Annotated in this window: 27 protein-coding genes; 24 read left to right on the forward strand and 3 right to left on the reverse strand. The window is 60.5% G+C overall.

Features of this window, described 5'->3' with window-relative positions; translation table 11 throughout:
* Positions 1 to 65 precede the first annotated feature (65 nt).
* From QLQ16_RS12825 to QLQ16_RS12835, 3 genes are read right to left on the reverse strand one after another with little or no spacing between them, the layout of a single operon-like run.
* On the reverse strand, positions 66 to 425 hold the full coding sequence (locus QLQ16_RS12825) for a hypothetical protein (protein WP_283225048.1): 360 nt from the start codon (positions 423 to 425) through the stop codon (positions 66 to 68).
* A gap of 7 nt (positions 426 to 432) precedes the next feature.
* Positions 433 to 900, reverse strand: coding sequence for a DUF3489 domain-containing protein (locus tag QLQ16_RS12830; protein WP_283225049.1), 468 nt, complete (start codon positions 898 to 900; stop codon positions 433 to 435).
* Positions 891 to 1100, reverse strand: coding sequence for a DUF6900 domain-containing protein (locus QLQ16_RS12835; protein ID WP_283225050.1), 210 nt, complete (start codon positions 1098 to 1100; stop codon positions 891 to 893). The genes QLQ16_RS12830 and QLQ16_RS12835 overlap by 10 nt, the downstream gene beginning before the upstream one ends.
* A 106-nt stretch (positions 1101 to 1206) precedes the next feature.
* Here QLQ16_RS12835 and QLQ16_RS15830 point away from each other — a divergent pair, with 106 nt between their 5' ends.
* The 24 genes from QLQ16_RS15830 (at position 1207) to QLQ16_RS12955 (ending at position 23517) form a co-directional block, all read left to right on the forward strand.
* Complete coding sequence (locus QLQ16_RS15830; RefSeq protein ID WP_283225051.1) at positions 1207 to 1587, forward strand: HNH endonuclease; 381 nt, start codon at positions 1207 to 1209, stop codon at positions 1585 to 1587.
* Between the two features lie 213 nt (positions 1588 to 1800).
* Positions 1801 to 2211, forward strand: coding sequence for a phage terminase small subunit P27 family (locus QLQ16_RS12845; RefSeq protein ID WP_283225052.1), 411 nt, complete (start codon positions 1801 to 1803; stop codon positions 2209 to 2211).
* A 15-nt stretch (positions 2212 to 2226) separates the two neighbouring features.
* On the forward strand, positions 2227 to 3945 hold the full coding sequence (locus QLQ16_RS12850; protein ID WP_283225053.1) for a terminase large subunit: 1719 nt from the start codon (positions 2227 to 2229) through the stop codon (positions 3943 to 3945).
* Between the two features lie 119 nt (positions 3946 to 4064).
* The gene (locus QLQ16_RS12855; RefSeq protein WP_283225054.1) at positions 4065 to 5462 is read left to right on the forward strand and encodes a phage portal protein; all 1398 of its coding nucleotides are present in this window, start codon (positions 4065 to 4067) and stop codon (positions 5460 to 5462) included.
* Positions 5459 to 6397: a signal peptide peptidase SppA gene (gene sppA, locus QLQ16_RS12860; protein WP_283225055.1), complete on the forward strand. Its 939-nt coding sequence runs from the start codon at positions 5459 to 5461 to the stop codon at positions 6395 to 6397. Before QLQ16_RS12855 ends, sppA begins: the two co-directional genes overlap by 4 nt.
* A gap of 138 nt (positions 6398 to 6535) precedes the next feature.
* The gene (locus QLQ16_RS12865) at positions 6536 to 7867 is read left to right on the forward strand and encodes a phage major capsid protein (protein WP_283225056.1); all 1332 of its coding nucleotides are present in this window, start codon (positions 6536 to 6538) and stop codon (positions 7865 to 7867) included.
* A gap of 30 nt (positions 7868 to 7897) precedes the next feature.
* Positions 7898 to 8347 (forward strand): hypothetical protein, encoded by a 450-nt coding sequence (locus QLQ16_RS12870; protein WP_283225057.1) that lies wholly within the window; start codon positions 7898 to 7900, stop codon positions 8345 to 8347.
* Positions 8348 to 8367: 20 nt separating this feature from the next.
* Positions 8368 to 8991 carry a head-tail connector protein gene (locus tag QLQ16_RS12875; protein WP_283225058.1) on the forward strand — a complete coding sequence of 208 codons (624 nt, stop codon included), beginning with the start codon at positions 8368 to 8370 and terminating at the stop codon, positions 8989 to 8991.
* A gap of 7 nt (positions 8992 to 8998) precedes the next feature.
* On the forward strand, positions 8999 to 9349 hold the full coding sequence (locus tag QLQ16_RS12880; RefSeq protein ID WP_283225059.1) for a phage head closure protein: 351 nt from the start codon (positions 8999 to 9001) through the stop codon (positions 9347 to 9349).
* Positions 9342 to 9833: an HK97-gp10 family putative phage morphogenesis protein gene (locus QLQ16_RS12885; RefSeq protein ID WP_283225060.1), complete on the forward strand. Its 492-nt coding sequence runs from the start codon at positions 9342 to 9344 to the stop codon at positions 9831 to 9833. The genes QLQ16_RS12880 and QLQ16_RS12885 overlap by 8 nt, the downstream gene beginning before the upstream one ends.
* A gap of 9 nt (positions 9834 to 9842) precedes the next feature.
* The gene (gene gp17 / locus QLQ16_RS12890; protein WP_283225061.1) at positions 9843 to 10187 is read left to right on the forward strand and encodes a tail completion protein gp17; all 345 of its coding nucleotides are present in this window, start codon (positions 9843 to 9845) and stop codon (positions 10185 to 10187) included.
* Positions 10188 to 10234: 47 nt separating this feature from the next.
* Positions 10235 to 10645: a phage tail tube protein gene (locus QLQ16_RS12895; RefSeq protein ID WP_108311741.1), complete on the forward strand. Its 411-nt coding sequence runs from the start codon at positions 10235 to 10237 to the stop codon at positions 10643 to 10645.
* Positions 10646 to 10649: 4 nt separating this feature from the next.
* Positions 10650 to 11015, forward strand: a complete 366-nt coding sequence (locus tag QLQ16_RS12900; RefSeq protein ID WP_283225062.1) for a phage tail assembly chaperone — start codon at positions 10650 to 10652, stop codon at positions 11013 to 11015.
* Positions 11016 to 11038: 23 nt separating this feature from the next.
* Positions 11039 to 11362: a phage tail assembly protein T gene (locus QLQ16_RS12905; protein ID WP_283225063.1), complete on the forward strand. Its 324-nt coding sequence runs from the start codon at positions 11039 to 11041 to the stop codon at positions 11360 to 11362.
* A gap of 10 nt (positions 11363 to 11372) precedes the next feature.
* A complete protein-coding gene (locus tag QLQ16_RS12910; protein WP_283225064.1) occupies positions 11373 to 13847 on the forward strand; it encodes a phage tail tape measure C-terminal domain-containing protein in 2475 nt (824 codons plus the stop codon).
* Positions 13848 to 14186 carry a phage tail protein gene (locus QLQ16_RS12915; protein ID WP_283225065.1) on the forward strand — a complete coding sequence of 113 codons (339 nt, stop codon included), beginning with the start codon at positions 13848 to 13850 and terminating at the stop codon, positions 14184 to 14186. It begins immediately after the preceding gene.
* A gap of 11 nt (positions 14187 to 14197) precedes the next feature.
* Positions 14198 to 14917, forward strand: a complete 720-nt coding sequence (locus tag QLQ16_RS12920; protein WP_283225066.1) for a phage minor tail protein L — start codon at positions 14198 to 14200, stop codon at positions 14915 to 14917.
* Positions 14918 to 14950: 33 nt separating this feature from the next.
* The gene (locus QLQ16_RS12925) at positions 14951 to 15676 is read left to right on the forward strand and encodes a C40 family peptidase (RefSeq protein WP_283225067.1); all 726 of its coding nucleotides are present in this window, start codon (positions 14951 to 14953) and stop codon (positions 15674 to 15676) included.
* A 44-nt stretch (positions 15677 to 15720) separates the two neighbouring features.
* A complete protein-coding gene (locus QLQ16_RS12930; protein WP_283225068.1) occupies positions 15721 to 16317 on the forward strand; it encodes a tail assembly protein in 597 nt (198 codons plus the stop codon).
* Between the two features lie 23 nt (positions 16318 to 16340).
* Positions 16341 to 19886 (forward strand): TipJ family phage tail tip protein, encoded by a 3546-nt coding sequence (locus QLQ16_RS12935; protein WP_283225069.1) that lies wholly within the window; start codon positions 16341 to 16343, stop codon positions 19884 to 19886.
* Between the two features lie 41 nt (positions 19887 to 19927).
* The gene (locus tag QLQ16_RS12940) at positions 19928 to 20374 is read left to right on the forward strand and encodes a hypothetical protein (protein ID WP_283225070.1); all 447 of its coding nucleotides are present in this window, start codon (positions 19928 to 19930) and stop codon (positions 20372 to 20374) included.
* Between the two features lie 5 nt (positions 20375 to 20379).
* Positions 20380 to 21732 (forward strand): hypothetical protein, encoded by a 1353-nt coding sequence (locus QLQ16_RS12945; RefSeq protein WP_283225071.1) that lies wholly within the window; start codon positions 20380 to 20382, stop codon positions 21730 to 21732.
* A 40-nt stretch (positions 21733 to 21772) separates the two neighbouring features.
* The gene (locus QLQ16_RS12950) at positions 21773 to 22708 is read left to right on the forward strand and encodes a Maf family protein (RefSeq protein WP_283225072.1); all 936 of its coding nucleotides are present in this window, start codon (positions 21773 to 21775) and stop codon (positions 22706 to 22708) included.
* 14 nt (positions 22709 to 22722) lie between these two features.
* Entirely contained in the window at positions 22723 to 23517 is a 795-nt protein-coding gene (locus QLQ16_RS12955; protein ID WP_283225073.1) for a hypothetical protein, read from the forward strand.
* The last annotated feature ends 59 nt before the right edge of the window (positions 23518 to 23576 follow it).

Raw genomic sequence — 23576 nt, forward strand, 5'->3', positions numbered from 1 at the left:
TTCACTTGCGGACGAAGTAAAGCGATTCATCCAATCTTTCTGATCAGTTGCTTATTTGTGACTGATCAGCCCAGACGCGCGAGGTAGCGAACGCTGTCTCCTCCGGATGGATCGATGAACAAGTAGGGGCGACCAGGTGCGCGAACCATCACGCACAACCGGCCATCCCAGTAATCGCCTCCTTTGCCTTTGAGCCAGTCGCGAGACTTGCCCAGGTTCAATTTGAAGCCATCAAATTCTTCAGGGTCCATCTCCCGGATTTCGGTCACGTAGACCGCCTCGACGCCGCAAGCGGCAATGTCGGAGATGTCTGTAGGCTTGCGGCCAAAAGGCAGCGGGATGCTGAGCTTTTGAACCTGAAATTCGCGGCCATCGAAGTTGATGGTCGTGGGCTTGGATTCGATGGTGATAGTGATGGAGTTCATGAGGCCCTCAAACGGTTGTGGTGGTGATGCGGTAGACGCGGTCTGTGCCGGTCTGCTTCTCTGATGTGATCTCCAGCCCCAGTTTCTTTTTAAGCGCGCCAGCCATTGCCCCGCGTACGGTGTGAACTTGCCATTTGGTTGCTTCGGTCATTTGCGACAACGTGGCCCCCTCGGGACGCTTGAGCAGGTCAATCAATACCGCCTGTTTGGTGCCCTCACGTGTTGTACGTGTGGCCTGGGTCGTGATCGGTGTTGCCGGTTGTGTTGCGATGCCGATTGCTTGCATGCCCGTTTGCGTGGCCATGTAAACGTTGGGCTCATCGGCGCAGGGCTCAATCAACTGCGTGTTGATCATGGCGGTGATCACTTTCATGCGAGCACCGCCTTTGAGGTTCTCCGGAAAGTCCACCAGTTTCTTTTGTGGATGCTTTGCAGCTGCTTCGAGCAACGCGCGCTGGGTGTCAGTCAGTTGCATTGTTTGCTCCTTGGTGCTTTTACTTTTTTTCCTGCTGCGATCCCTTCTGCGTAGGCTGCGGCCAGCGCGCACTTGATGCCCCATACCGCCACCTCGTGAAAGTCCAGCCGGTCTCTGTGCTGGGTCTCCAGGGTTTCGATGTAGAGGTGTTCGTTCGCGATGCGGTTGAACAGCTGGTCGATTTCTTGGCTTGATTTCATGCGCTTTCTCCTTGTGTTGATTGGATGTGGAGCATTGACGCTCTGAATCAAGATGAAGCCAAGTCAATTTTTCAAGCTGTCGCTTATTCCTTGAAAGCCGATTGAGATGCCGCGAAGTGCGCCCACTCCATGCAGATATCCGGGTTGCGCGCAGGTGCTGAACGTGCCCGGTTACTGCACCAATCACCAGCCCCAAGTGCACCGTGAATACGGTCGTGCGCGGCGTGGGTTCGACACCGAGCTGGGCTTCTATCAATCGGCCAGGTGGCGCAACACGCGTGCAGCGGTGTTACGGGATAACCCGCTTTGCTGCAGGTGTCAGGCCAAGGGCGTGCTCCAGCCAGCCAAGGTAGTTGATCACATCGTTCCAGTGAAGCAAGGTGGTGAGCGCTTTGAGCGAGCGAACCTGCAGAGCCTGTGCGTGCCCTGTCACAACGCCAAGACCGCCTCAGAGACTGCATCCCTGCGCAACCAGGCCCCGTCCTGAGGGGGTAGGGGGTCTGAATCTCTACAGACTGGCGCCCAAGATGCGTGGGCTTGCGCAAATTTTTGTGCGTGCAAATTGAACAAGGGGGGGTATCCCCTTTTCCAAAGACTCTGCGCAGCAAAGGCCGTGCATCAGATGAACATCAAACCAAGCGGGTGATTTATGGGCGGACGCAAGCCACTGCCGACTCAAGTCAAGCAGATCAAGGGGACCTTGCAGCCATGCCGGACCAACTACCACGAGCCCGTCCCAGAGGGCTTGCTGGTCGAGCCTCCGGACTACATGCCTGAGGGTGCCAAGGCTGCCTGGCGCTACGCGCTTGAATGTGCGCCGCCCACACTGATTCGCAAGCTGGACATGTCCGTGCTGGAAATCTGGGCCTGCGCGGCAGACCTGTACCGACAGGCCCAGGCAGGCATCGGCAAAACGGGACTCTTGGTGAAGGCCCCCCACAGCGGTGTGCCCATGCAGTCGCCGTACCTGGCCATTGCCAACAAGCAGGCACAGATCATGACCAAGGCTGCGATCGAGATGGGGTTCACGCCTGCATCGCGTTCGCGCATCTCCATTCCAAACGAGCGACCGGGCGAAGAGCTCGATCTTTGGGAGGACATTGTTGGGTAAGACCGAGAGCAAACGATGAGTGGATATGCCGCGAGCGCAAAACAATATGCACAGCGCGTCGTATCGGGAGAGATCCTGACCTGCGAGTGGGTTCAAAAGGCCTGCAAGCGCCAACTCGATGACCTGATCCGTTTCAAACGCAAGAGCAGCATCTACCAGTTCAACCCGGAGCTGCTTGACCGGTACGGCAGGCCTTACAGACCAGCCGACAACTTGTGCGCTTTCATTGAGCGTCTGCCTCACGTCAAAGGCCCACTGGCCAGCCGGATGATTGTTCTGGAGCCATGGCAGGTGTTCATCCTGTCCACGGTATTCGGGTGGGTCAAATCGGACGGTAAGCGCCGTTTCAGGCGGTCGTACATCGAGGTGCCAAGGGGCAATGCCAAGTCCACGCTGTCATCGGCGGTGGGACTGTACATGCTGGCGGCCGACCGCGAGGGCGGCGCTGAGGTGTACTCGCTCGCCACCACCCGCGATCAGGCTCGCATCGTCTTTGGCGATGCCCAGACCATGGCGCGCCTGAGCCCGGGATTTCGGAACCGGTTTGCGGTGAACGTCGGGGCGCACAACATGCATGTCTTGCAAACCGGCTCCAAGTTTGAGGCACTCTCGGCTGAGGGCTCCACGCTGGACGGACTGAACATCCACTTTGGCTGCATTGACGAGCTGCACGCCCACAAGACCCGAACGGTCTATGACGTGGTGGAAACCGGCACCGGCAAGCGGGACAACTCGCTGCTGTGGGTGATCACCACGGCGGGCAGCAACCGCTCGGGGATTTGTTACGAGGTCAGGAGCTTTGTCACCAAGCTGCTCAACCGAGTGTTCGAAGACGACTCTCAGTTCGGGATCATTTACGGCCTCGATGAAGGGGACGACTGGACGATCAAGGACTCCCTCATTAAGGCCAACCCCAACTGGGGCATCTCGGTGCGCGAAGAGATCCTGGTGCCCCTGCAGGCCAAGGCCATGCAGTTGCCCAGCGCGGTCAACAACTTCAAGACCAAGCACCTCAATGAATGGGTGAGCGCGGACAAGGCCTGGATGGACATGCGGGCATGGGACGCGGGCACCAACCCCGATCTGGAGCTGGACCAGTTCCTGGGCCAGCCCTGCTGGGTGGGCCTGGACCTGGCTAGCAAGACGGACATTGCAGCACTGGTCATGGTGTTTCAGCACCCTGACCCCAACGACAACATGCGCGACGCATATGCCGTGTTTGGCAAGTACTACCTGCCCGAGGACACGGTCCAGGCTGCTGGCAACAGTCAGTACGAGGGCTGGGCCCATACCGGACGCCTGTCAGTGACACCGGGCAACGTGATCGACTTCAGCTGGATCGAGGCCGATCTGCTGGACATCGCGTCCCGGTTTTCGGTGGAAGCCGTGGCCTTCGATCCGTTTCAGGCCACACAGCTGTCCACACGGATGCTCTCCGAGGGCCTGCCCATGATCGAGGTGCGTCCCACGGTGCTGAATTTCAGCGAACCGATGAAGACGCTTGAAGCCTTGGTCCTGCAAAAGAAGCTCGCCCATGACGGCGACCCGGTATTGGCCTGGATGGCCAGCAACGTGGTGGCCCACACGGACGTCAAAGACAACATTTACCCGCGCAAGGAGCGAGCAGAAAACAAGATCGACGGCATCGTGGCACTGATCATGGCCCTTTCACGGGCGATCAAACCGGGGGACTCGGTGGTGCTGGGATCCGACTACGAGCTGATGCTGCTCTAACGAGACGGCAAGCGCGTTTTCTGACACTACCGATGGGAATCTTCAACCTCTTTGACCGATTCAAAGCTTCCGCAAGTGATCGCTCCCCATGGGGTGATTTCTTTTTTGAGCCTGTGTCGGTGCGCAGCGTCTCGGGCATGCGCGTCTCGGCCGATTCGGCCATGCGCCTGGCAGCCGTCTATGCCTGCGTGCGCATCCTGTCTGAAACCATGGCCTCGCTGCCACTGGTGGTCTACCGTGCTCGAGCAGATGGCGGCAAGGACAAGGTGACGGACCACTGGCTCTACCGGTTGCTGGGCAAGAGGCCGAACCGGTACCAGAACCCGTTCGAGTGGCGCGAGATGCTGCAAGGGCACCTGGCCCTGCGTGGCAACGCCTTCTGCCAGATCCTGGCCAACGGCCGAGGCGAGATCACCGAGCTGATCCCAGTTCATCCGGACCGGGTGCGAATGGAACTGCTCACTGAAGGTGACTATCGATATCGGATTCAGAACCAGGCAGGCCACGAAATGATCCTGCCTCGCGGCGAGGTCTGGCACCTGCGGGGTTTGTCCTCGGACGGTCTGCTGGGCTTGAGTCCCATCGAGCTTTCCCGTGAGAGCCTAGGCATGGCATTGGCCGCGCAGGACTATGGCGCCCGGTTTTTCAACAACGATGCCAAACCCACGGGCGGCTGGATCGAGTTCCCGGGCAACTTCAAGGACGCCGAAGCCAAGAAGGTATTTCGTGAGTCCTACCAGCAGGCGCAGTCCGGAGCGAACCGGGGCAAGGTGCTGGTGCTGGAGAACGGCATGAAGTTCCACGAGGTGGGCGTGACCAACAAGGACGCCCAGTTCCTGGAGCTGCGCAAGTTTCAGATCACGGACATCGCTCGCCTGTTTCGGGTGCCGCCGCACATGATCGCGGACCTGGACCGGGCGACGTTCTCCAATATAGAGCAGCAGAGCCTGGAATTCGTCATGCACACCATGACGCCCTGGGCTGAGCGTTGGGAGGCTTCGATCGAAGCGGACCTGATGCTTGATGGCGATCAGCTCGAAATCGAATTCGACTTCGCCAACCTGATGCGCGGTGACGCGGCCAGCCGTTCTGCTTACTACCAAAGCGGCATCCAAAACGGCTGGCTCACCCGCAATGAGGCCCGTATCGCCGAGAACCTCAACCCGATTTCTGGACTGGATCAGCCTCTTCGCCCGCTCAACATGGTCGAAGAAGACGCGGCCGAGGCATTGGAGTCACAGACTGCAGCGGCAGACGGAACGCCCTCACCTGACGCAGCCCCCGGGTCTGATCAAGCCATTCGCCAGAGGCTGCGGGGTTTGGTTCATGTCAATGCACAGCGTCTGGCACGCCGCATCAGCAGGACCGGTGTGATCGGATCCAAAGAAGTGAATTTGATCTCTGAGACCTTTGGGTTGACTCCTTCACGGGTTGAGCAGTGGGCCGCCCATATTGAAACACCTACCGATGAGCATGCACTGGCGCAAGCGCTCATCGAACTTGGAATGCATGAATGAACAAGCAACTTCTGATCTCTGAATTTCTGACCACGCCCTGGGCATTGATGCCCGAGCGTCTGCAGGCCATGACTGCCGTCCTCACCCGTTGGTCTTCTGACGTGCCCCCCAGCGACGAGACGCTGTTTCAGATCAATACGGACCGGGTGCTGCGGGATACGCGCAAACAGTTCGCAACAGACCGTGCCTCTTCCCATTCCGGAGCTGGCATCGCTGTCTTGCCTCTGTATGGCGTGGTCACGCAGCGCGGCAACATGATCGATGACATCTCGGGGCCGGGCAGCACCAGTACCCAGAAATTCACAAGCGCATTGCGCCAGGTCCTGGCGGATGACACGGTGGGCCAAATCCTGATCGACATCGATAGCCCCGGTGGCAGCGTCTACGGCGTGGCCGAGTTGGCCGCCGAGATCGTCATAGCCCGGGCCCAAAAGCCCGTGGTGGCCGTGGCCAACAGCCTGGCCGCCTCGGCCGCCTATTGGATCGGTTGCTCGGCCGGTGAGTTCTATGTCACCCCGGGTGGCGAGGTGGGCTCCATTGGTGTCTGGCAGGCCCACTTTGATTACTCAAAGGCGCTGGAAGAGGAGGGGGTCAAACCCACCCTGATTTCGGCAGGCAAGTTCAAGGTCGAGGGCAACCCGTATGTGCCGCTGGATCCTGAGGCCCAGGCCTTTATGCAGTCCCGTGTGGACGACTATTACAACGCCTTCATCAAAGCCGTGGCCAAGGGCCGAGGCGTCTCGGTTGCCGATGTGCGTGACGGCATGGGCGAGGGGCGGGTGCTGGGTGCAGATGCGGCGCTTGCCGCCAAGATGGTGGACGGCATTGCCACCTTTGACGATGTGCTGGCCAAGATGCAAAAGTCGGCCGTCCCTCAAAAGCCACCGGGTGCTTCCCGGCTTGGCCGGGCACGAGCAGCCCTCGCGCTGATCTGACTTCGAACAGATTCCGTTTCCCCAATTCAGCAGTCCTCCGTTGAGGGCTGCCGACCACCTGCGACCCGTTGGTCGCGCCTCAAACCGCCGCCCCGTGCTTGCTGCCTGGGCGGCTTTTTCATTTCTGGAGCAACCCCAATGAGTAAGCAATTGCGCGAGCTTCAAGCTCGCAAAGCCACCCTGGTCAAGGACGCCCGCGCCCTGACCGACATCGCCGCATCTGAAGAACGCGATATGACCGATGAGGAGTTGAATGCCTTCAACGCCCTTAAGGCCAAGATCGAGGTGGCGTCAGCAGCCATCGACCGCGAGGCTGCCCTGATCGCCGAAGAGGCGCATATGGCCAATGTGGCCCATTCAGCAGTCTCCCATGGTCACACATCCACGGTAATTTCTGTCACCGACAACCTCGAAGTCGATCCCAAGCACGGCTTCAAAACCGTGGGCGACTTCCTCAAAACCGTGCGTCAGGCGCAAAACCCCGGTAGCGCCATCGACGAGCGTCTCCTGATTGGCTCCGGTCGCGGTGCCGTCGCCCCTGCCTCTTTTGGCAGCGAAGGCTCGGCGCAAGACGGTGGCTTTTTGGTGCCGCCCCAATTCGCTCAAGAAATTTTCCAGCTCTCCTTGGGTGAAGACTCCTTGCTGCCGCTGACCGACAACGTCGAGATCACGGGCAACACCATGGCCTTCCCCAAGGACGAGACCACGCCCTGGGGCACCAACGGCATCCGAGCCTACTGGCAAGGCGAAGCCAATCCGGCCGGTGCCACCAAACCCGTGCTGGGCCTGTCCACCTTGCGCCTCAAAAAGCTCATGGCCCTGGTGCCGGTGACGGATGAGTTGCTGGACGACACCAATGCGCTGTCGACCTATCTGCCCGACAAGATCGCCACCTCCATTCGCTGGAAGACCAACGAGTCGATCTTGTTTGGCGCGGGCACCGGCCTGCCGGTGGGCTGCATGACCAACGCGACCACGGTGACGGTGGCCAAGGAGTCGGGCCAGGCCGCTCAGACCCTTCTGGCCCAGAACCTGGCCAAGATGATCTCGCGCCTGCCGCCAGGCTCATTTGGCAAGGCAGTGTGGATCGTCAACAACGACGTGTTGCCAGCTCTTTTTACGCTCATGCTGGGCAACTACCCGATTTACCTGCCCACGGGATTGCCCGTCGGGGGCATCCAGGTCTCGCCCTACGGCACTTTGCTGGGTCGCCCGGTGTTCGTCTCCCAGCACGCCAACAGCTTTTCTGCAGCGGGCGATGTGCTACTGGCCGATCTGTCGTACTACCAGACCATCACCAAGGCCGGTGGCATGCAAACGGCCACCTCCATGCACCTGTACTTCGACTCGGACCTCACCGCCTTTCGGACCACCTTCCGCATGGACGGCCAGTCCAAGATCGCTGCGCCCATTGCACCGGCCAAGGGCAACGCCACCTTGTCGCCCTTTGTCCAACTGGGCGCACGCTGATCGTCGCCTGACCCCTTTAGGAGAACCCTCATGTTTCCAAATGCAAAAGGCAGCGAACTGCTGTCCATCCTGGTCACGCTCGATCCGGGCAACCAGGCACCAGGTGTCGCCAACACTGGCTGGGTGCCGCTCAGCACCCACCATGGCCTGCTGGCGCTGGTTCAAACCGGCGCTTTGGCCACAGGTGCCACGGTTGACGCCAAGCTGCAACAGGCCCAGGACGCCAATGGCACGGGTGCCAAGGACGTGGCGGGCAAAGCCATCGCGCAGCTCAGCCAGGCGAGCAACGGTGCCAACCGTCAGGCGCTCATCAACTTGCGTCCTGAAGAGCTCGATGTGAACAATGGCTTTGCCTTCGTCCGCCTCGTGGTCACGGTGGCTGCCGCTGCAGCCAACACTTCGGCGCAGCTGCTGGGCGTCAACCCGCGACTGGCCTCAGCCGAAACAGCTAACCAAGCTGCTGTGGCTCAGATCGTTTGATCTAAAGGGGAGAGCGGTGCATGCCCATGCAGTTGATCACCCCGCCAGCGGCCGAGCCGGTCTCGCTGGCCGAGGCCAAGCTCCACCTGCGTGTGGACTTTGACGAGGACGATGCCCTGATTCAGGCCCTGATCTCTGCAGCCCGCCAGGCCGCCGAGATGCTGACCCAGAGACAGCTGGTCACGGCCCGCTGGCGCATGGTGCTCGACAGCTTTCCGGGCTGCGGTCTCATGGGTGTGCCTGCAGGGCAAACCTTCACGCTGCCCGGGCATGCCATCCTGATTCCTAAGTCACCCCTGCAATCGGTGGTGGAAATTCGTTATCTAGACATGGCAGGTGTTTCGCAAGTCATGCCCTCCGCCCATTACACGGTGGACAAGGCCTGTGAGCCTGCCCGCATCACCCCAGTGTTTGGTCAGATCTGGCCTGTGGCCTTGCCGCAAATCGGTGCCGTCTCGGTGACCTTCGATGCCGGGTATGGCAGCGCAGCGGATGTGCCCGAAGGCCTCAAAAGCTGGATCAAGCTGCGTCTAGGCAGTCTTTACGCCCACCGCGAAGAAGTCGCGTCGATGGCCCGAGGTCGGATTGACCCCTTGCCCTTTGTCGATGGCCTGCTCGATCCCTACAAAGTACCCCTGATATGAGGCCTTTATGAACCCGATCGGAGCAGGCGCATTGACGCGCCGCATCAGGATTCAGCGACCCAGCACGACCAAAGACCGCCTGGGTAGCCCATGTCGCACCTGGCTTGATGTGGCGACCGTCTGGGCTGATATCCAGCCGCTGTCCGGGCGTGAAGCGGTGATCGCTGGGCGCATCTCGGCAGAACTCACCCACCAGATCACGGTGCGCCACCAAAGCCTTTTTGACAACCCCCACCAAGTGGCCCAGATGCGCGTGCTCTACAAAGCCCGGGTGTTCAACATTCACTCGGCTCTTGATGAGGACGAGCGCCGGGTCAAACTCATCTTGTTGGCTTGCGAAGGGCTTGACGATGGCTAGACGCGAAATCGTCAAGATTGAGGGCCTGGCAGAACTGGGCAAAGCCCTGCGCGAATTGTCAGATCGTGTCGCCAGAAACGGCCTGCGTGTGTCGGTCTACGCCGGGGCCAAGGTCGTGCGGGACGAAGCCCGCGCCCGGGCACCCAAGGCACAGCAGTCTCTGGGGCCGAACCAGCCCCCACCGGGCACCCTCAAGCGCTCGGTGATCATGAAGCACATCCCAGAGCTCTCCAGCCTCACGCGCCAGACCTTCTTTGTGACGGTGCGCCACGGCAAGAAGTACCGCAAGCAGGGCAAAAAAGGCAACCTGTCCCAGGATGCCTGGTATTGGCGGTTTGTGGAGTTTGGCACCCGAAAGATGGCGGCACGCCCATTTCTGCGTCCGGCGCTCGAGGTCAAACGGCGCGAAGCCGCTCAGGCCATGAAAGAGCGCTTGCAGCAGCGCGTGGCGCTAGAAGCCAAAAAATGCAGCACAAGACCTTAGGACACAGCGGTGCAGGACTTCTTTGACGCTATCCAGAACTTGGCTGGTGGTGAGGTGTACGCCCTGGTTGCTCCAGAAAGCACACAGTACCCGGCCATCGTTTACACGCCCATCGCGCAAGAGCACATCTTCGGCATCGATGGACCCAATTTGCCACGTGGCTTGCAGCGCGTGCGCGTTCAGGTCGATACCTACGCCAGAACCTACCAGGAGGCCTTGCACCTCCAAGACCAGGTCCTGGCGGCGCTTTTGGCCGACATTAGCACCATCGCCGATGTGCGCATGGGGCTCAGTGAATTTGAAGCGCAAGCCCGGCTGTACCGGGTGAGCGTGGACTACACCTACCACCGCTGAACACGTTTCAGGCCACAACAGTTTCACCGCACAACAGGAGCACGTGCATGAGCAGCACCGCCATCACCGCACAGGGCATTGCCATTGCCCGCTTTGGCACCACCACCTTTGAAACCATTCCAAACGTGGTCTCGTTTCAGGGGCCCGGAGGCCAGGCCTCGGTCATCGATGTGACCAATCTGGCCTCAACTTCCAAAGAAAAACGCGTGGGTTTGCGCGACGAAGGTCAGCTTTCGCTGAGCCTTCACTACAACCCCGAAGACGCAGTGCACCAGGGCTTGCGCACCGACCGCGCCAACCGCACCCGTCGTCAGTTCCGCATCACCTTCACCGATGTGGCTGCAGCCACTTGGACGTTTTACGGTTATGTCACGCAGTTCAGCGTGCAAGGCGGGGTGGACGCGGTGGTTGAAGCCAGCGTGACCATTGAAATCGACGGCGACATCACAGAAAGCTAAACCCATGAACATCCTGTCCAAAGAAGCTATCCTATCTGCCGACGACCTGCCGCGCGAAATCGTGAGCGTTCCCGAATGGGGCGGTCAGGTGTACGTGCGCACCATGACCGGCACCGACCGCGACGCCTTTGAAGCCAGCCTGATCACGAGGGATTCAAACACCTCGTCTAACGATCAACGCATGCACAACGTGCGCGCGCGCCTGGTCTCGCTCACCTTGTGTAGCGAGTCGGGCGAGCGCATGTTCCAAGATGGTGACATCGACGCCTTAGGCCGCAAAAGCGCCCGGGCGCTCGACCGGGTCTTTGCTGTGGCCCAGCGCCTGAACGGCATCGGCGCCGATGAGGCGCAAGCCGCAAAAAACGCCTGATCGCCAGCCCGGCCCGGCGCTTTGTGTTTCGGCTGGCGCTGGCTTTGGGTCTGCCAGTGCGCGAGTTGCTGGCGCGCATGGGCTCTGACGAGCTCACCGAGTGGATGGCGTTTTATCAGTTGGAGCCCTTTGGGGATTTCCGGGCGGACTTGCGCTCGGCCATCGTCGCGTCCACCTTGGCCAACGCCCACCGCAGCAAAGAGGGCAAGCCCTTCACGCCGGAGGACTTCATGCCCTTTGTGGATAAGAAAAACCGTTCAGATCAACCCAAGGCATCTGAAGCAGATGCATCACGCCTGAACATCGCCCGCTTCAAGGCCATGTTCGCGCACCGCATCAAGAGATAAGGCAACCCCCATGGCTGATATCGGCTCCTTGGTCATCAAACTTGCAGCCGATACCGCCGAGTTTCAGGCCGATCTCGGGCGCAGTGCGCGTTTGCTGGACAAGCACGCCTCGGACATGAAAGCCTCGCTGCAGCAGGTCGCTGGCGTTGCCCGGACCGCTTTTGCGGTCGTCATCGGCACCACTTCGGTGGCAGCACTGCGTGACTTTGTGACCCAGACCTTGGAGACTTCGGCAGCGCTGCAAGGCCTGGCCGAGCAAACTGGGGCGAGCGCCACGGCGCTGTCAGGCTTTGCGCCCGTGGCTACCATCTCGGGCACCGCGATGGACGCCATTGGCGGGAGTCTGGCCAAACTCTCTAAAGGTCTGGCGGGTGTGAACGATGAAACGGCCGGTGCCACAAAGGCGCTGCAGTTTTTGGGGGTGAGGGCCAAGGATGCCAGCGGCAATCTGCGTGATCCTGCCGAGGTCATGAACGATGTGGCCTTAAAGCTCTCCGAATTTGAAGACGGCGCGGGCAAGACAGCCCTGGCCATAGAGCTCTTTGGCAAGTCGGGCGCGTCCATGCTGCCCTTCCTCAAAGACCTTGCAGAAAACCAGGACCTCAATATTCGGCTCACGGCCCAGCAGATCGAGGAAGCGGACAACGCTTCCAAGGCGCTGGCGCGTATGAAAGCCGAGACGGGCTTTGTCGCACAGACCCTGGTCACGGCCGCCATCCCGTCCATGACAGTGCTCGCGCAGGAACTCAAGCAAGTGCTCTTTGGCACGGACGACGCGGTGGGCGGAATCCAGCGCCTGCGCACCGATGGTTCGCTCACCACCTGGGCGCAGAACACGGCGTACGCCATCGCTGTGGTCATCGACGCCCTGCGCGGCATTGGCCAGACCATCAAGTCGGTGATTGGCAGTTTCCAGGCGGTGTGGGCAGACATTGAGCTGGCGGGGACATTTCTTGCAGGGGGCGAGGGACTTAATCCATTTTCTGAAGAGAACCGCGCACGCCTCAAAGCGGCGCTGGACAAACGCAACGCGATCGTCGAGCAGGCCAACCAAAATTATGTCGAGCTGTGGGACATGCCACTTTTGACCGACGCGGTCACCAAACGCTTTGATGACATCCGCAAAGGCAGCGATGCGAGCAACTCTGAAACAACTGCACCCACGCCCCGCAAGCGCCTGAATTACAGCATCGCCACCACGGCCGTCACAGCCACGGCCATGGCGGGCATCGACAGTGAACTCAAGCGACTGCAAGGCCTGGTTGATGCAGAGTCGGGCATCCTCAAGGACCGCCAACGCATCATCGACCTTTATGAAAACCAGGGCTACCTGAGTTTCAAGGAGGCCAGTGACGCTCGCTTGGCTGCGCAGCAAGATTTCACGCAAAAGCTCTCTGCCTTGTCCTCGGATGAGGAAGCTGTTTTGCGTAAAGGTCTCGACACGGTCGCTAAAACCAGCCAGGACAAACTCAAGCTCCAGGACAAGCTCCTGGAGATTGCCCTCAAACGCCAAAAGCTCGAGCGCGATGCCCAGCAGTCCGACCTGGAGCGCCAGATCCGGCTGCCGGGCGAATCGCTCAAAGACCTGCAAGAGCAGGCCTCGCGCGGTCAGGCGCAGTTGCGTGCCAGCGAAGAGCAGATCAAAACCCTGCGTGAAACCGGCGCCATCAGCGAGCTCGACTCGCTGCACCGCTTGGGCGAAGCCCGTCAGGAAAGTGCGAACCAGCTGGCCACATTGGCCGAGCAAGCGCGTGGCTTGGCAGATGCCGCCCCCGGTAATGAAAAACTCGCCGAAGCCCTTCGAAAAATCGAGGAAGCCGCCCGCCAAGCGGCAGATGGCGCTCAGCTGTTGACGCAGCGTGCCAAGGAACTCTCTGACCCCGAAGCCGGATTTGCCAAAGGCATGCGTGCAGTGGCCGAAGAGGCTGAGCAGATTGGCAAGCAGATGGAAGCGGCAACAATCCGCGCATTCAACGGCATGACCGATGCGCTGGTGGGCTTTGTGATGACGGGCAAGCTCGACTTCAGGTCGCTGGCCAACTCCATCATCTCGGACCTGATCCGCATCCAAATCCAGCGCGCCATCACGCTGCCCCTGGCCAAAGCCATGAGCAGTTTCTTTGGTTTTGCCGATGGCGGGGTCATGACGGCAGAGGGGCCATTACCGCTGCGGGGTTACGCCAGTGGCGGGATCGCCAATTCGCCGCAACTGGCGGTGTTTGGCGAAGGCTCGCGGCCAGAGGCCTATGTGCCATTACCCGATGGGCGGACCATTCCCGTGACCATGAGCGGTGGCACTGCTGGGGCCATGGGCGCAGGCCATGTGTTCAATATTTCTGTGAGTGTCAGTGATGCTGGCGCAGCAGCGCGAGGCGACAACGCAGGCGGTCGTGACCTGGGCCAGGCGGTGGCCAACGCGGTGCGCCAGGAGCTGCTGGCGCAAAAGCGGGCCGGTGGCTTGCTCGACAGCAGGAGGGCTTTGTAAATGGCGGTGTTTACATGGATTCCTTCGCTGGGTGCCAGTCTGGCCATGCGTCCCAATGTACGGCGGGTGGCATTTGGCGATGGGTATGAGCAGCGCCTGGCCTTTGGCATCCACACCCAAGCCGAGGTCTGGACGCTGGAGTTTCGTGGGCGGACCAGACAGGATGCCGGAGCGATCGACGATTTCTTGCGCGCTCGCGGGGGTGTGCAGGCTTTTGACTGGACCACCCCGGCAGGCACCGCTGCCAAGTTCACCTGCGAAGAGTGGAGCCGCTCGGTGGATGAGCCCAACGTCGAGACGGTGCGGGCGACTTTTAAACAGGTGTTCGATCTGTCATGACGGATCTGCAGATGAAAGTTTTGCCAATGACCTCATCAGCGATCACCTCAGAAATCCAGAAACTCGCCCCCAGCGCCGTGATCGAGCTCTTTGTGCTGGACCTGTCGCTCTTTGGCCAAGGGCCAGTGAGGTTTCACGCGGGCACCAATGCCCTCATGCAGCGTGTGGTTTGGCAAGGCCACGCCTATGAAGCGTTCCCGATCCAGGTTGAGGGCTTTGAGTTCAACGGCGGCGGGCAAGTGCCTCGTCCCCGGCTGCGGGTGGCCAATGTCACGGGCTCGATCACGGCGCTCGTGCTGAGCTACCAGGATCTGGTGGGGGCCAGGATCACCCGAAAACGGACCCTGGCCAAGTACCTCGATGCGGTCAATTTTGCGGACGGCGTGAACCCCACAGCAGACCCTTTGGCCGAGTTCGCCGACGACGTTTACTGCGTTGACCGCAAGTCGCGTGAAACGCGCGAGGTGGTCGAGTTCGAGTTGGCCGCCTCGTTTGACCTGGAAGGCGTCAGCTTGCCACGCCGTCAAATCGTGCAAAACGTCTGCCCTTGGTCCTACCGGGGTGCCGAGTGCGGCTACACGGGCAGTGCGTATTTCAATGCGAATGACGAGGTGGTGAGCAGCAAGGCGCAAGACGCCTGTGGCAAACGCCTGGCCTCTTGCCAGCGGCGCTTTGGTGCCCATGCCGAGTTGCCATTCGGGGGCTTTCCGGCGGCGGGCTTGTTCCGGTGATGAATGAAATCAAGACATGAATGAAATCACTGCATGAATGAAATCAATCAATCCCTGGCCTTGGCCCACGCCGCCAAAGAGTTTCCCCGTGAAGCCTGTGGGCTGCTGGTCATTCAAAAGGGCCGCGAAGTCTATTGCCCTTGCCGCAACATCGGTGTGGGCACTGACCAGTTCGTGATCCACCCCGAAGACTATGTGGCAGCTGACCGTCAGGGCGAAATCGTTGAGGTGTTCCATTCCCACCCGAACATGCCCCCTGAGCCCAGCCAGGCCGACCGTGTGGCTTGCGAAGCCACAGGGCTGCCCTGGTCCATCGTGTCGTTTCCCGCCGGTCAGTGGGCGCAGATCAAGCCCGTGGGCTATGTCGCGCCCCTGGTGGGCCGTCAATGGGCGCATGGTGTGCTCGACTGCTACGCCCTGGTGCGCGACTGGTACGCGCAGGAGCGCGGCGTTGATCTGCCTAATTTTGAGCGCTTTGACGAGTGGTGGAAGCGCGGTTTGAACCTGTACCTGGATAACTTTGGATCTGCCGGGTTTGAGGATACGGATCTGACGGATCGGACAGATCTGAAGGTGGGGGATGTGCTCTTGATGCAGGTTGCCTCCCCTGTGCCCAACCATGCGGCGGTGTATCTGGGCGATGGGCTGATCCTGCACCACTTGCAAGGCAGGCTATCGAGTCGCGACGTGTACGGCGGCTACTGGCAAAAGGTCACCACCCAGGCGCTGCGGCATCCAGACCTTCACCGACATCTTTAGCCGTTTTCTTTACCGATCCTAAAACTTGCAGCACGAGTATTGCCATGGCCACAATCCTTCTTCTCGGTGAACTGGGCAAGCGCTTTGGGCGTCGCCATCAGATGGCGGTGGCCTCAGCCGCCGAGGCGGTGCGCGCTCTGTGCGCCAACTTCCCGCAGTTTGAGCGGGAACTGGTGTCCTCTGGCGAGCGGGGCGTGGGCTACCGGGTGCTGGCCGGGCGGGACCAACTTGCGCTCGACCGATTGCATGAACCCACCGGCCAGCAGCGCATCACCATCGCGCCTGTGGTCTCGGGCGCGGGTGGCAACGGTCTAGGCCAGATCCTGCTCGGCGCAGCTTTGATTGCTGTGTCGTGGTGGAACCCGATGGGCTGGGCAGCCGCTGGCTCATTCTTGTCTCAAGCCACCCTGTATTCGGTGGGCACTTCCATGATTCTGGGCGGTGTGGCCCAGATGATTGTGCCCACCGCCAAAGCATCAGATCCGTCCGCGCGCCCAGAAAACCGCCCCAGTTATGTGTTCAACGGGGCCGTGAACACCACCGCCCAAGGCCATCCCGTGCCCGTGGGCTACGGCCGGATGATTGTGGGTTCGGCTGTGATCAGTGCGGGCATCGATGTCGATGAAATACCTGTTCTTTAAATACCTGTCGATGAGATCACTGCATGAATCTGATGCCAGCTTCAAATCCTTTGATCATCGGCGCAGGTGGCGGTGGCAAGTCAGGCGGCGGTAGCGCCCGTGTGGCCCAAGAAGCTGCCGACAGCCTGCGCTCCAAAGCCTACGCCCGTGTGGTCGATTTGGTGTGCGAGGGAGAAATCGAGGGCTTGGTCGATGGTCTCAAATCTGTCTATCTGGACGACACGCCGATTCAGAATGCCGATGGCAGCTACAACTTTTCTGGGGTGACGCTTGAAAGTCGCCCCGGAACCCAGCAGCAGGACTACATCCCCGGCTTTGCTTCAGTAGAGAACGAAGTCTCGGTCGGCGTGGAATGTAAGTTTGCCCAGCCGGTGGTGCGCGCCATCAACGACCCCGACGTGGACGCTGTGCGCCTCAAAGTGAGCATGCCCGCGCTCACCTTGCAGGACATGACCAACGGCGATTTGAACGGCACATCCGTCAGCTATGCGATCGACTTGCAGTCGGCAGGCGCTGGTTTTGTTCAGGTGCTCACCGACACGGTTTCTGGCAAGACTACCTCGCGCTACCAGCGCAGCTACTACGTGCCACTGTCCGGCGCAGGCCCTTGGGATGTCCGCCTTCGCAGGCTGACCGAGGACGCGACCCAAAGCAGCCTGCAAAACAAGACCTTTCTGGACTCGTACACCGAGGTCATCGAAAGCAAGCTGCGCTACCCCAACAGCGCCCTGATGGCCTTGCGGGTGGACGCCTCGCAGTTCAACGCCATCCCCCGGCGCAGCTATGAGCTCAAACTCCTGCGCGTGCGGTTGCCGTCCAACTACGACACCGAGTCCCGTTCATACGCAGGTGTCTGGGACGGCACCTTCAAGGTGGCCTGGACCGACAACCCGGCCTGGTGCTTTTACGACCTGGTCACCAACACCCGCTATGGCTTGGGGCATTTCATCCCTGAGTCTCAGGTTGACAAGTGGGCGCTGTACCGGGTGGCCCGTTACTGTGATGAACTGGTGCCTGATGGCCTGGGTGGGCACGAGCCTCGCTTCACCTGCAACCTGTACCTGCAAACCCGCGAGCAGGCCTACAAGGTTGTACAAGACATGGCTTCGGTCTTCCGGGGCATGGCCTATTGGTCGGGTGGGGCCATCACCGTCACGCAGGACGCACCCCAAGACCCTGTCTATCAGTTCACTGCTGCCAATGTCATCGATGGCGAGTTCGCCTACCAGGGCTCGTCCGCCAAGGCTCGGCACACCGTGGCCCTGGTCAGCTGGGTCGATCCGGAGGATTTTTACAGGCAGAAGGTGGAATACGTTGAGGACGTTGTAGGCATCGCTCGTTACGGCGTGGTGCAAGCCGATGTGGTGGCCATGGGCTGCACTTCGCGCGGGCAGGCCAACCGGGTGGGCAAGTGGCTGCTGTATTCCGAGCAGTCTGAATCGGAAATCATCACTTTCCGCACAGGCTTGGAAGGTGCGGTGGTGCGCCCGGGCGATGTCATCCAGGTAGCTGACCCAAGTCGGGGCGGCATGCGCCTCGGGGGGCGCGTCGCAGCAGCTACCACCACCGCCGTCACCCTGGACCAGGATTTGCCAGCCGACTTGCCTTGGCGGCTTTCGGTGATCTTGCCCAATGGCAGTGTAGAAGAACGCCTGGTCGGAGCGACATTCGCTGCGTCCAGCGGTGATGCACACGCTCGGCGAACGCTTATGTTGACCATTCCCTTCAGCATGGCCCCGCAAACCGATGCCATCTGGGTGTTGGCTTCCTCCATTATCGAGCCACAACTGTTTCGGGTGGTGTCAGTGGCCGAGCGCGAGCCCGGCGTGCATGAAGTCACGGCCCTGGCCCACAACCCGGGCAAGTACGCGGCCATCGAAGAGGGCCTGGCGCTGCAGCCGCGCGCCATCACGGTGCTGTCAGACATGCCTGCGGCCCCCACAGCCCTCAGCATGCAAGAGAGCCTGTACCGGGTCAAAGACCGGGCGCAGGTGCTGGTGCAACTGTCATGGGCTGAGGTGCCAGCGGCCATTGCTTACCGGCTTTCCTACAGGGTGGGCGGTGGCAACTTCGTGAGCCTGCCGCTGGTGAGCGCCAATTACGCAGAAATTCGGGATGCACAAGAGGGGGAGTACGAGTTCAGCTTAAGGGCCATCGGCATCACCCGAAAAGAAAGTGTGCCCGCCACACTCAGCGCCACGGTGCTGGGCAAGACACTGCCCCCGTCGGATGTGACCGGCTTTACCGTGCAGCGGCGCATGTCCGATCTGCTTCTGAGCTGGGACGAACTGCCTGATGCCGACCTGGCGGGCTATGAGGTGCGGGTCGGGCCCGGCTGGGACGGCGCCCTACTGGTCGCCAAAACCTCCGGCACCCAGATGGTCCACGACCAGGATGCGGCAGGGCAGTACCCGTACCACATCCGCGCTTACGACACCTCGGGCCAATACAGCGCGCATGTCACAACCTTTGTGTTGACCTTGCTGGCCCCGGCCACGGTGCGCCAGTTCGATGTCGTGCAGTCGGCCAACCGGCTGGAGTTTCGCTGGCAACCCAACCCAGAGCCCGAGGTGGTGGGCTACGAGCTGCGAGAAGGGGCGGCATGGGATGCATCGCTGTTTGTGGCCGAGGTCAAGTCCACCAGCTACACGCTGCCCTCAGGCTTCGATGGCGAGCGCAAGTTCTGGATCAAGGCGATCGCCTCGCCCGGCATCTACAGCGACACGCCCACCTTCGTCTCGACCGTGGTGGCCCAGCCGCAGAACGCCAACCTGATCCTCGAGCGCGACGAGCAAGCAGGGGGCTTTGCTGGCACCAAGCACTTCGCCTCGGTGGTCACGGTCAATGGCAAAAACGCGCTGCGCATGAACACCGACGCGCAAGTGGCCGAATACCTGTTCGAGTTGGATCTGGTCTCGCCCATCCGGGCACAGAACACCTTGCTCAGCAGCCTGGGCGCTTCGGTCGATGACCGCACCACCTGGCAGGAAGCCAACTTTGTCTGGAGCGGTGACGCCGCCCGGCGGCAGTGGACCTACGACGGCGCCATCGCCAACGTGGATGCGCGGTTTCAGATGGCGCGAGAGGATGTGCTGCACCCGGGTGAGCTCTACGGCTGGCGGCTCAGCGGATCTGTGATGGGCATTGGCAATGCAGTAACGAGCCAGTCGGCGGGCGTGAGTTACGGCGATGGCCGCTATGGCATGGGGCTCATGGTCAAAGACACCACTCAGGTGGCCTGGACTGTGAACATGCCGCAGGTGTTCCACACCTCGTTCTGGTTCCTCCCCCAAGAGGTCACGACTTGCGTGATCTGGAAAGCAACAGGGCCAGTCGGCGCTTTGCTGCTGGGCTATGACGCCCAAACGCAAGACTTCTTCCTGGAAGACCATTTGTTCAGGCGCGTCACGCTCGCATTTGGACTGGAAGCATCCGATCGGATCTGCCTGGGGGTGTGCCAGACCAGCACAGAACGCCGCCTCTTTGCCGCCGGGATGGGCGGCGGTGTCCAGTCGGTCAGCGCACGGCTTGAGCCCGTGGGTGCGTTCAGCAGTTTGCGGCTGTATTGAGCAGGCGCTGATTTTTTAGCAATTCAGTTTTAAGGCATCACATGATTGACGAAACCATGCAACTTCAGGGGGCGATGACCCTCATTGTTCGCCGCGCCAGTGGCGACATCGAAACCGTTCACAAAGACAACATCATCGTCAACGTTGGCTTTGATTTCATCGCCGACGCCATCGGCAAATCCGCCAGTCGTCCCTCGGTCATGGGTTTCATCGCTCTGGGCACGGGCACCACGGCGGCTGCGGCCAGCCAGTCGGCCCTGGTCTCCGAGCTCGACCGAAACGCCGCCACCTATGCCCACACTACTGGCACCAAAGCCTTCAGCTTCACGGCCGACTTTCCAGCAGGCGACGGCACGGGAGCGATCACGGAAGCTGGAGTGTTCAATGCAGCATCGGGCGGCATCATGCTCGACAGGGTGGTGTTCCCGGTGGTGAACAAGGGGGCGGACGACAGCCTGACGGCAGTGTTCACCTTCACCATGAGCTGATTGCCATGGCCGAGACAGTCACTGTAGGCGAGTCCCAAGGCCCGCGCTACACCTGGGCCAATGCCAGTTTCACTTGGGCCAGTGCCAGTGCGGGCAAATCGTGGCTCACGGCTTACCCCGCTGTCTATGTGGTCGCAGTGGCAGCCACGCTGGCTTGGACGCACACGTCAGGTCGTCAGCATGGCAAGCGCCTGACTGAAGCCCTGTCCCTTGCGGAAACCCGGCGTCATCAAGTCGCGCTGCAAAAGACGGAGTCAATCGGGTTTGCCGACACTTACTACGACCTGATCGCCTATGTCCTGCGCTGGGTCGAGTCGCTTGGGGTGGCTGAAGGCTTTTCCAAGTCGAGCCGCAAGTCTGTGAATGAAAACCTCCAAACGCTGGACGGCTTGGCCCGCTCGGTTGCCAAAGCCCTGCACGAGAGCTTGCCTGTGAGCGAAGGCTTGTTGTGGCAGATGCGCCAAAAGCATGCTGAGAGCCTGCCAGTGGCATCGGTATCCGCTCGGATGGCCACCAAAGCAGTCGCTGAAAGGGCGGATTTGACCGATGGCCTGGATCAAGGTTTCAGAAAACAGGTCTCCGAAGCGCTGAACTTTGCCGAAACTTATTACGACCTGATCGCCTTCATCCTGCGCATCAGCGAGGGTTTGGCTGTGAGCGATCAGACCGCCAGGCGGCTTCAAAAGCCAGTCGCTGAGGCTCTCAGCACAAACGATCAGCTTACCCGCAGATCCGTCAAGCAGGTGGCCGAGGCACTGGCGTTTGCCGAAACCTTGGGCCGCACAGTGGCGTACCGGCGGCACTTGCAAGAAGGTCTTGGTGTCTCGGACGCCTTGCGCTGGGCGATGTGCCTCAAGGCCCATGAAGCCCTGGCGCTCGCTGAGCAGTACCGTCGCCATGCCAACGGCGTGATCAGCGACATGATCGTGGCCAGCACCGAGATCACCGAGGCCGACTTTGCAAGCATCGTCGAAGCGGGCCATCCTCCGGGCTACACGGATTTCCGGGACTTTATTCAGGGTGACTACACCTACCAGCGCGCCTTGTTCCGCGCCATCTTGAAGTCCAGAAATTCCGACCGGGGCTTCATTGACGCGCTGCGCGTGACGGTGGATGTGCCCGATGTCTTTGACCGGGGCACTGTGCAGATCACCGATGCGCAGGCAGGTGCCGTCATCGGCTTTGCCCGAATTTTTAGGGTGCCGCCCGAGGTGACCATGACCCACAAGGGCGGCACGGTGGTCGCCATCCCGCGCCTATCCAGTGCAGTCACACGAACAGGCTTCACGGCAGTTTTAGAAAACACCTCTGGCACTCGCGTGACCGGCACCTTCACCTGGATCGCTCAGGGGTACTGACAGCTCCCATGTACCTCAGTCATTTGCCTACCCATTCACCATGCAAAACTTCACCGACATACCGTCGTCGCGCACGCTGTCTGACTCGCTCATCGAGATCCTGAACAACGACAAGACGGCGATCTCCTGCAACAGCGGCACCACATTCCCCACCACCAATCAGCAAGTGGGCATGCTGTGCTACCGCACGGACCAGCTCAAGCTTTACCAGCTGATCGGCACCAACCCGGACAACTGGCGCTTCATCATGGACCTGGCCAGTGGGATCGATGCCCAGTTTGCGGCCAAGCTCAATGCCGCCGCCTACACCGCTGCCGATGTGCTGGTCAAGCTGCTCACGGTGGATGGCGCGGGCTCCGGGCTGGATGCCGACTTGCTGGACGGCCAACACGCCAGCGCTTTTGCATCGGCTTTACACAACCACAACGCGGCCTATCTGGGCATCAGCGCCAAGGCGACGGACGCGGACCGCCTGGACGGCTACGACGCCTCGGCCTTTGTCCGCTCGGTCAACGGTGGTGGTCCGGACGCGAACGGCAACGCCACGGTCAACATCGATTTGTCGGGGCGGGTAGCACGCACGGGCGACAGCATGAGTGGGCGCCTGACCCTGCCCAGCCAGACCTTACAGAGCACTTCGCCCACGATTGATTTCTACGACACAGATCAGGGAAGTACCCGTTATCTGCACGTCAACAGCAACCTGATGGGGTTTTTGAAGACCGACGGCAACTGGGACATGTACATGAACAACGGCGGCTCCATGTGGACCGCCAACTATGGCTGGCTGCACGACTACTTCTTTAAGCAAGTGGCCAATTGCGCAGGCACTGGTTATGCCATCAATTGCTATGGCAGCGGCAACATCACAACCCGGCATGACTACGAACTGGTTGATGAAGGTGGACAGGTGCGGTTGCGCACGGTGAATGTGCTGACCAATTGCAACTGCAATTGCAACTGCTGTGGCTGCTGAAAGGGGATTTGCTCATGAAAACCATACGCATGTCTTATCCGCTGCAAAGCCCTGCGAGCACAACAAACGCGCACCGAAACAACCTCATTCGCATTCAGAGGGTGGAGGGCGATTTCTTGATCGAACACCTTACGCCTGCTTTTGAGCAAGCCTTGGATGAAAGTGGCCGGGTCATTGATGAGTCGTCTGCGCCCATGTTGGTCGGCCATCAAAGCGCATTTGTCTACGCTGTCACGGTAAATGACCTGCAATACCTCGCGCAAGATCCCGGCAATGCCCACACCGTTTGGCTCTTTGCACTGCGTCAAGGCGAGAGCGAGCCGGTGTGGATCAACAAGTTCGCGCAAACTGCCTTGTCTAAAGAAGGGTTTCGGCAGTACTGGAACCAGCAGCCCATGCTGGTCTTGGCCCAGCTTTGGATTCCACCGTTGGCCTTGGAGCCTTCGCTGGTGCTCATGTGCTCGCCACAGGCGGGTCAAACCGAGGTGATGGGTTTTGAGTTTGACCAAGAGTGGGAAAGCAATTCGGTTGCCATGGCTCTGGCGTTTCCCTCGTTTCGCTTGGTCGATGAAGGTGGTGATCCCCGGCGCATCCGCATCACGGCGGTCAATCACCAGGGGATGGTGCTCCCGGCGTCAGGGCAGGTGCTTCTGAGCACCACAGCTGGAGCCCTGAGCAACAGCCGCCCAAACCTGGAGCAAGGGCAAGCCCTTGTCACGCTCTTTGGCGCAGACCCTAGTGCCCTGGCCAAGATCAAGCTGGGGTTCAAGTGGTTCAGTGGTGTCGAAGAGCTGGAGGTGCGGGTGTGACCGGGGGAGAACCTATTCGTGCGCGCTTCGTGCAGCGGGTCGATGAATTCACGCAACGG

Source organism: Limnohabitans lacus, from assembly GCF_030053395.1.
Taxonomy (GTDB): Bacteria; Pseudomonadota; Gammaproteobacteria; order Burkholderiales; family Burkholderiaceae_C; genus Limnohabitans_A; species Limnohabitans_A lacus.

Coding starts and splice junctions, on each gene's coding strand:
- QLQ16_RS12825 (WP_283225048.1), bottom strand. CDS start 425: ATGAACTCCATCACTATCACCATCGAATCCAAGCCCACGACCATCAAC.
- QLQ16_RS12830 (WP_283225049.1), bottom strand. CDS start 900: ATGCAACTGACTGACACCCAGCGCGCGTTGCTCGAAGCAGCTGCAAAG.
- QLQ16_RS12835 (WP_283225050.1), bottom strand. CDS start 1,100: ATGAAATCAAGCCAAGAAATCGACCAGCTGTTCAACCGCATCGCGAAC.
- QLQ16_RS15830 (WP_283225051.1), top strand. CDS start 1,207: ATGCCGCGAAGTGCGCCCACTCCATGCAGATATCCGGGTTGCGCGCAG.
- QLQ16_RS12850 (WP_283225053.1), top strand. CDS start 2,227: ATGAGTGGATATGCCGCGAGCGCAAAACAATATGCACAGCGCGTCGTA.
- sppA (WP_283225055.1), top strand. CDS start 5,459: ATGAACAAGCAACTTCTGATCTCTGAATTTCTGACCACGCCCTGGGCA.
- QLQ16_RS12865 (WP_283225056.1), top strand. CDS start 6,536: ATGAGTAAGCAATTGCGCGAGCTTCAAGCTCGCAAAGCCACCCTGGTC.
- QLQ16_RS12870 (WP_283225057.1), top strand. CDS start 7,898: ATGTTTCCAAATGCAAAAGGCAGCGAACTGCTGTCCATCCTGGTCACG.
- QLQ16_RS12875 (WP_283225058.1), top strand. CDS start 8,368: ATGCCCATGCAGTTGATCACCCCGCCAGCGGCCGAGCCGGTCTCGCTG.
- QLQ16_RS12880 (WP_283225059.1), top strand. CDS start 8,999: ATGAACCCGATCGGAGCAGGCGCATTGACGCGCCGCATCAGGATTCAG.
- QLQ16_RS12885 (WP_283225060.1), top strand. CDS start 9,342: ATGGCTAGACGCGAAATCGTCAAGATTGAGGGCCTGGCAGAACTGGGC.
- QLQ16_RS12895 (WP_108311741.1), top strand. CDS start 10,235: ATGAGCAGCACCGCCATCACCGCACAGGGCATTGCCATTGCCCGCTTT.
- QLQ16_RS12900 (WP_283225062.1), top strand. CDS start 10,650: ATGAACATCCTGTCCAAAGAAGCTATCCTATCTGCCGACGACCTGCCG.
- QLQ16_RS12910 (WP_283225064.1), top strand. CDS start 11,373: ATGGCTGATATCGGCTCCTTGGTCATCAAACTTGCAGCCGATACCGCC.
- QLQ16_RS12915 (WP_283225065.1), top strand. CDS start 13,848: ATGGCGGTGTTTACATGGATTCCTTCGCTGGGTGCCAGTCTGGCCATG.
- QLQ16_RS12920 (WP_283225066.1), top strand. CDS start 14,198: ATGAAAGTTTTGCCAATGACCTCATCAGCGATCACCTCAGAAATCCAG.
- QLQ16_RS12925 (WP_283225067.1), top strand. CDS start 14,951: ATGAATGAAATCAATCAATCCCTGGCCTTGGCCCACGCCGCCAAAGAG.
- QLQ16_RS12930 (WP_283225068.1), top strand. CDS start 15,721: ATGGCCACAATCCTTCTTCTCGGTGAACTGGGCAAGCGCTTTGGGCGT.
- QLQ16_RS12935 (WP_283225069.1), top strand. CDS start 16,341: ATGAATCTGATGCCAGCTTCAAATCCTTTGATCATCGGCGCAGGTGGC.
- QLQ16_RS12940 (WP_283225070.1), top strand. CDS start 19,928: ATGATTGACGAAACCATGCAACTTCAGGGGGCGATGACCCTCATTGTT.
- QLQ16_RS12945 (WP_283225071.1), top strand. CDS start 20,380: ATGGCCGAGACAGTCACTGTAGGCGAGTCCCAAGGCCCGCGCTACACC.
- QLQ16_RS12950 (WP_283225072.1), top strand. CDS start 21,773: ATGCAAAACTTCACCGACATACCGTCGTCGCGCACGCTGTCTGACTCG.
- QLQ16_RS12955 (WP_283225073.1), top strand. CDS start 22,723: ATGAAAACCATACGCATGTCTTATCCGCTGCAAAGCCCTGCGAGCACA.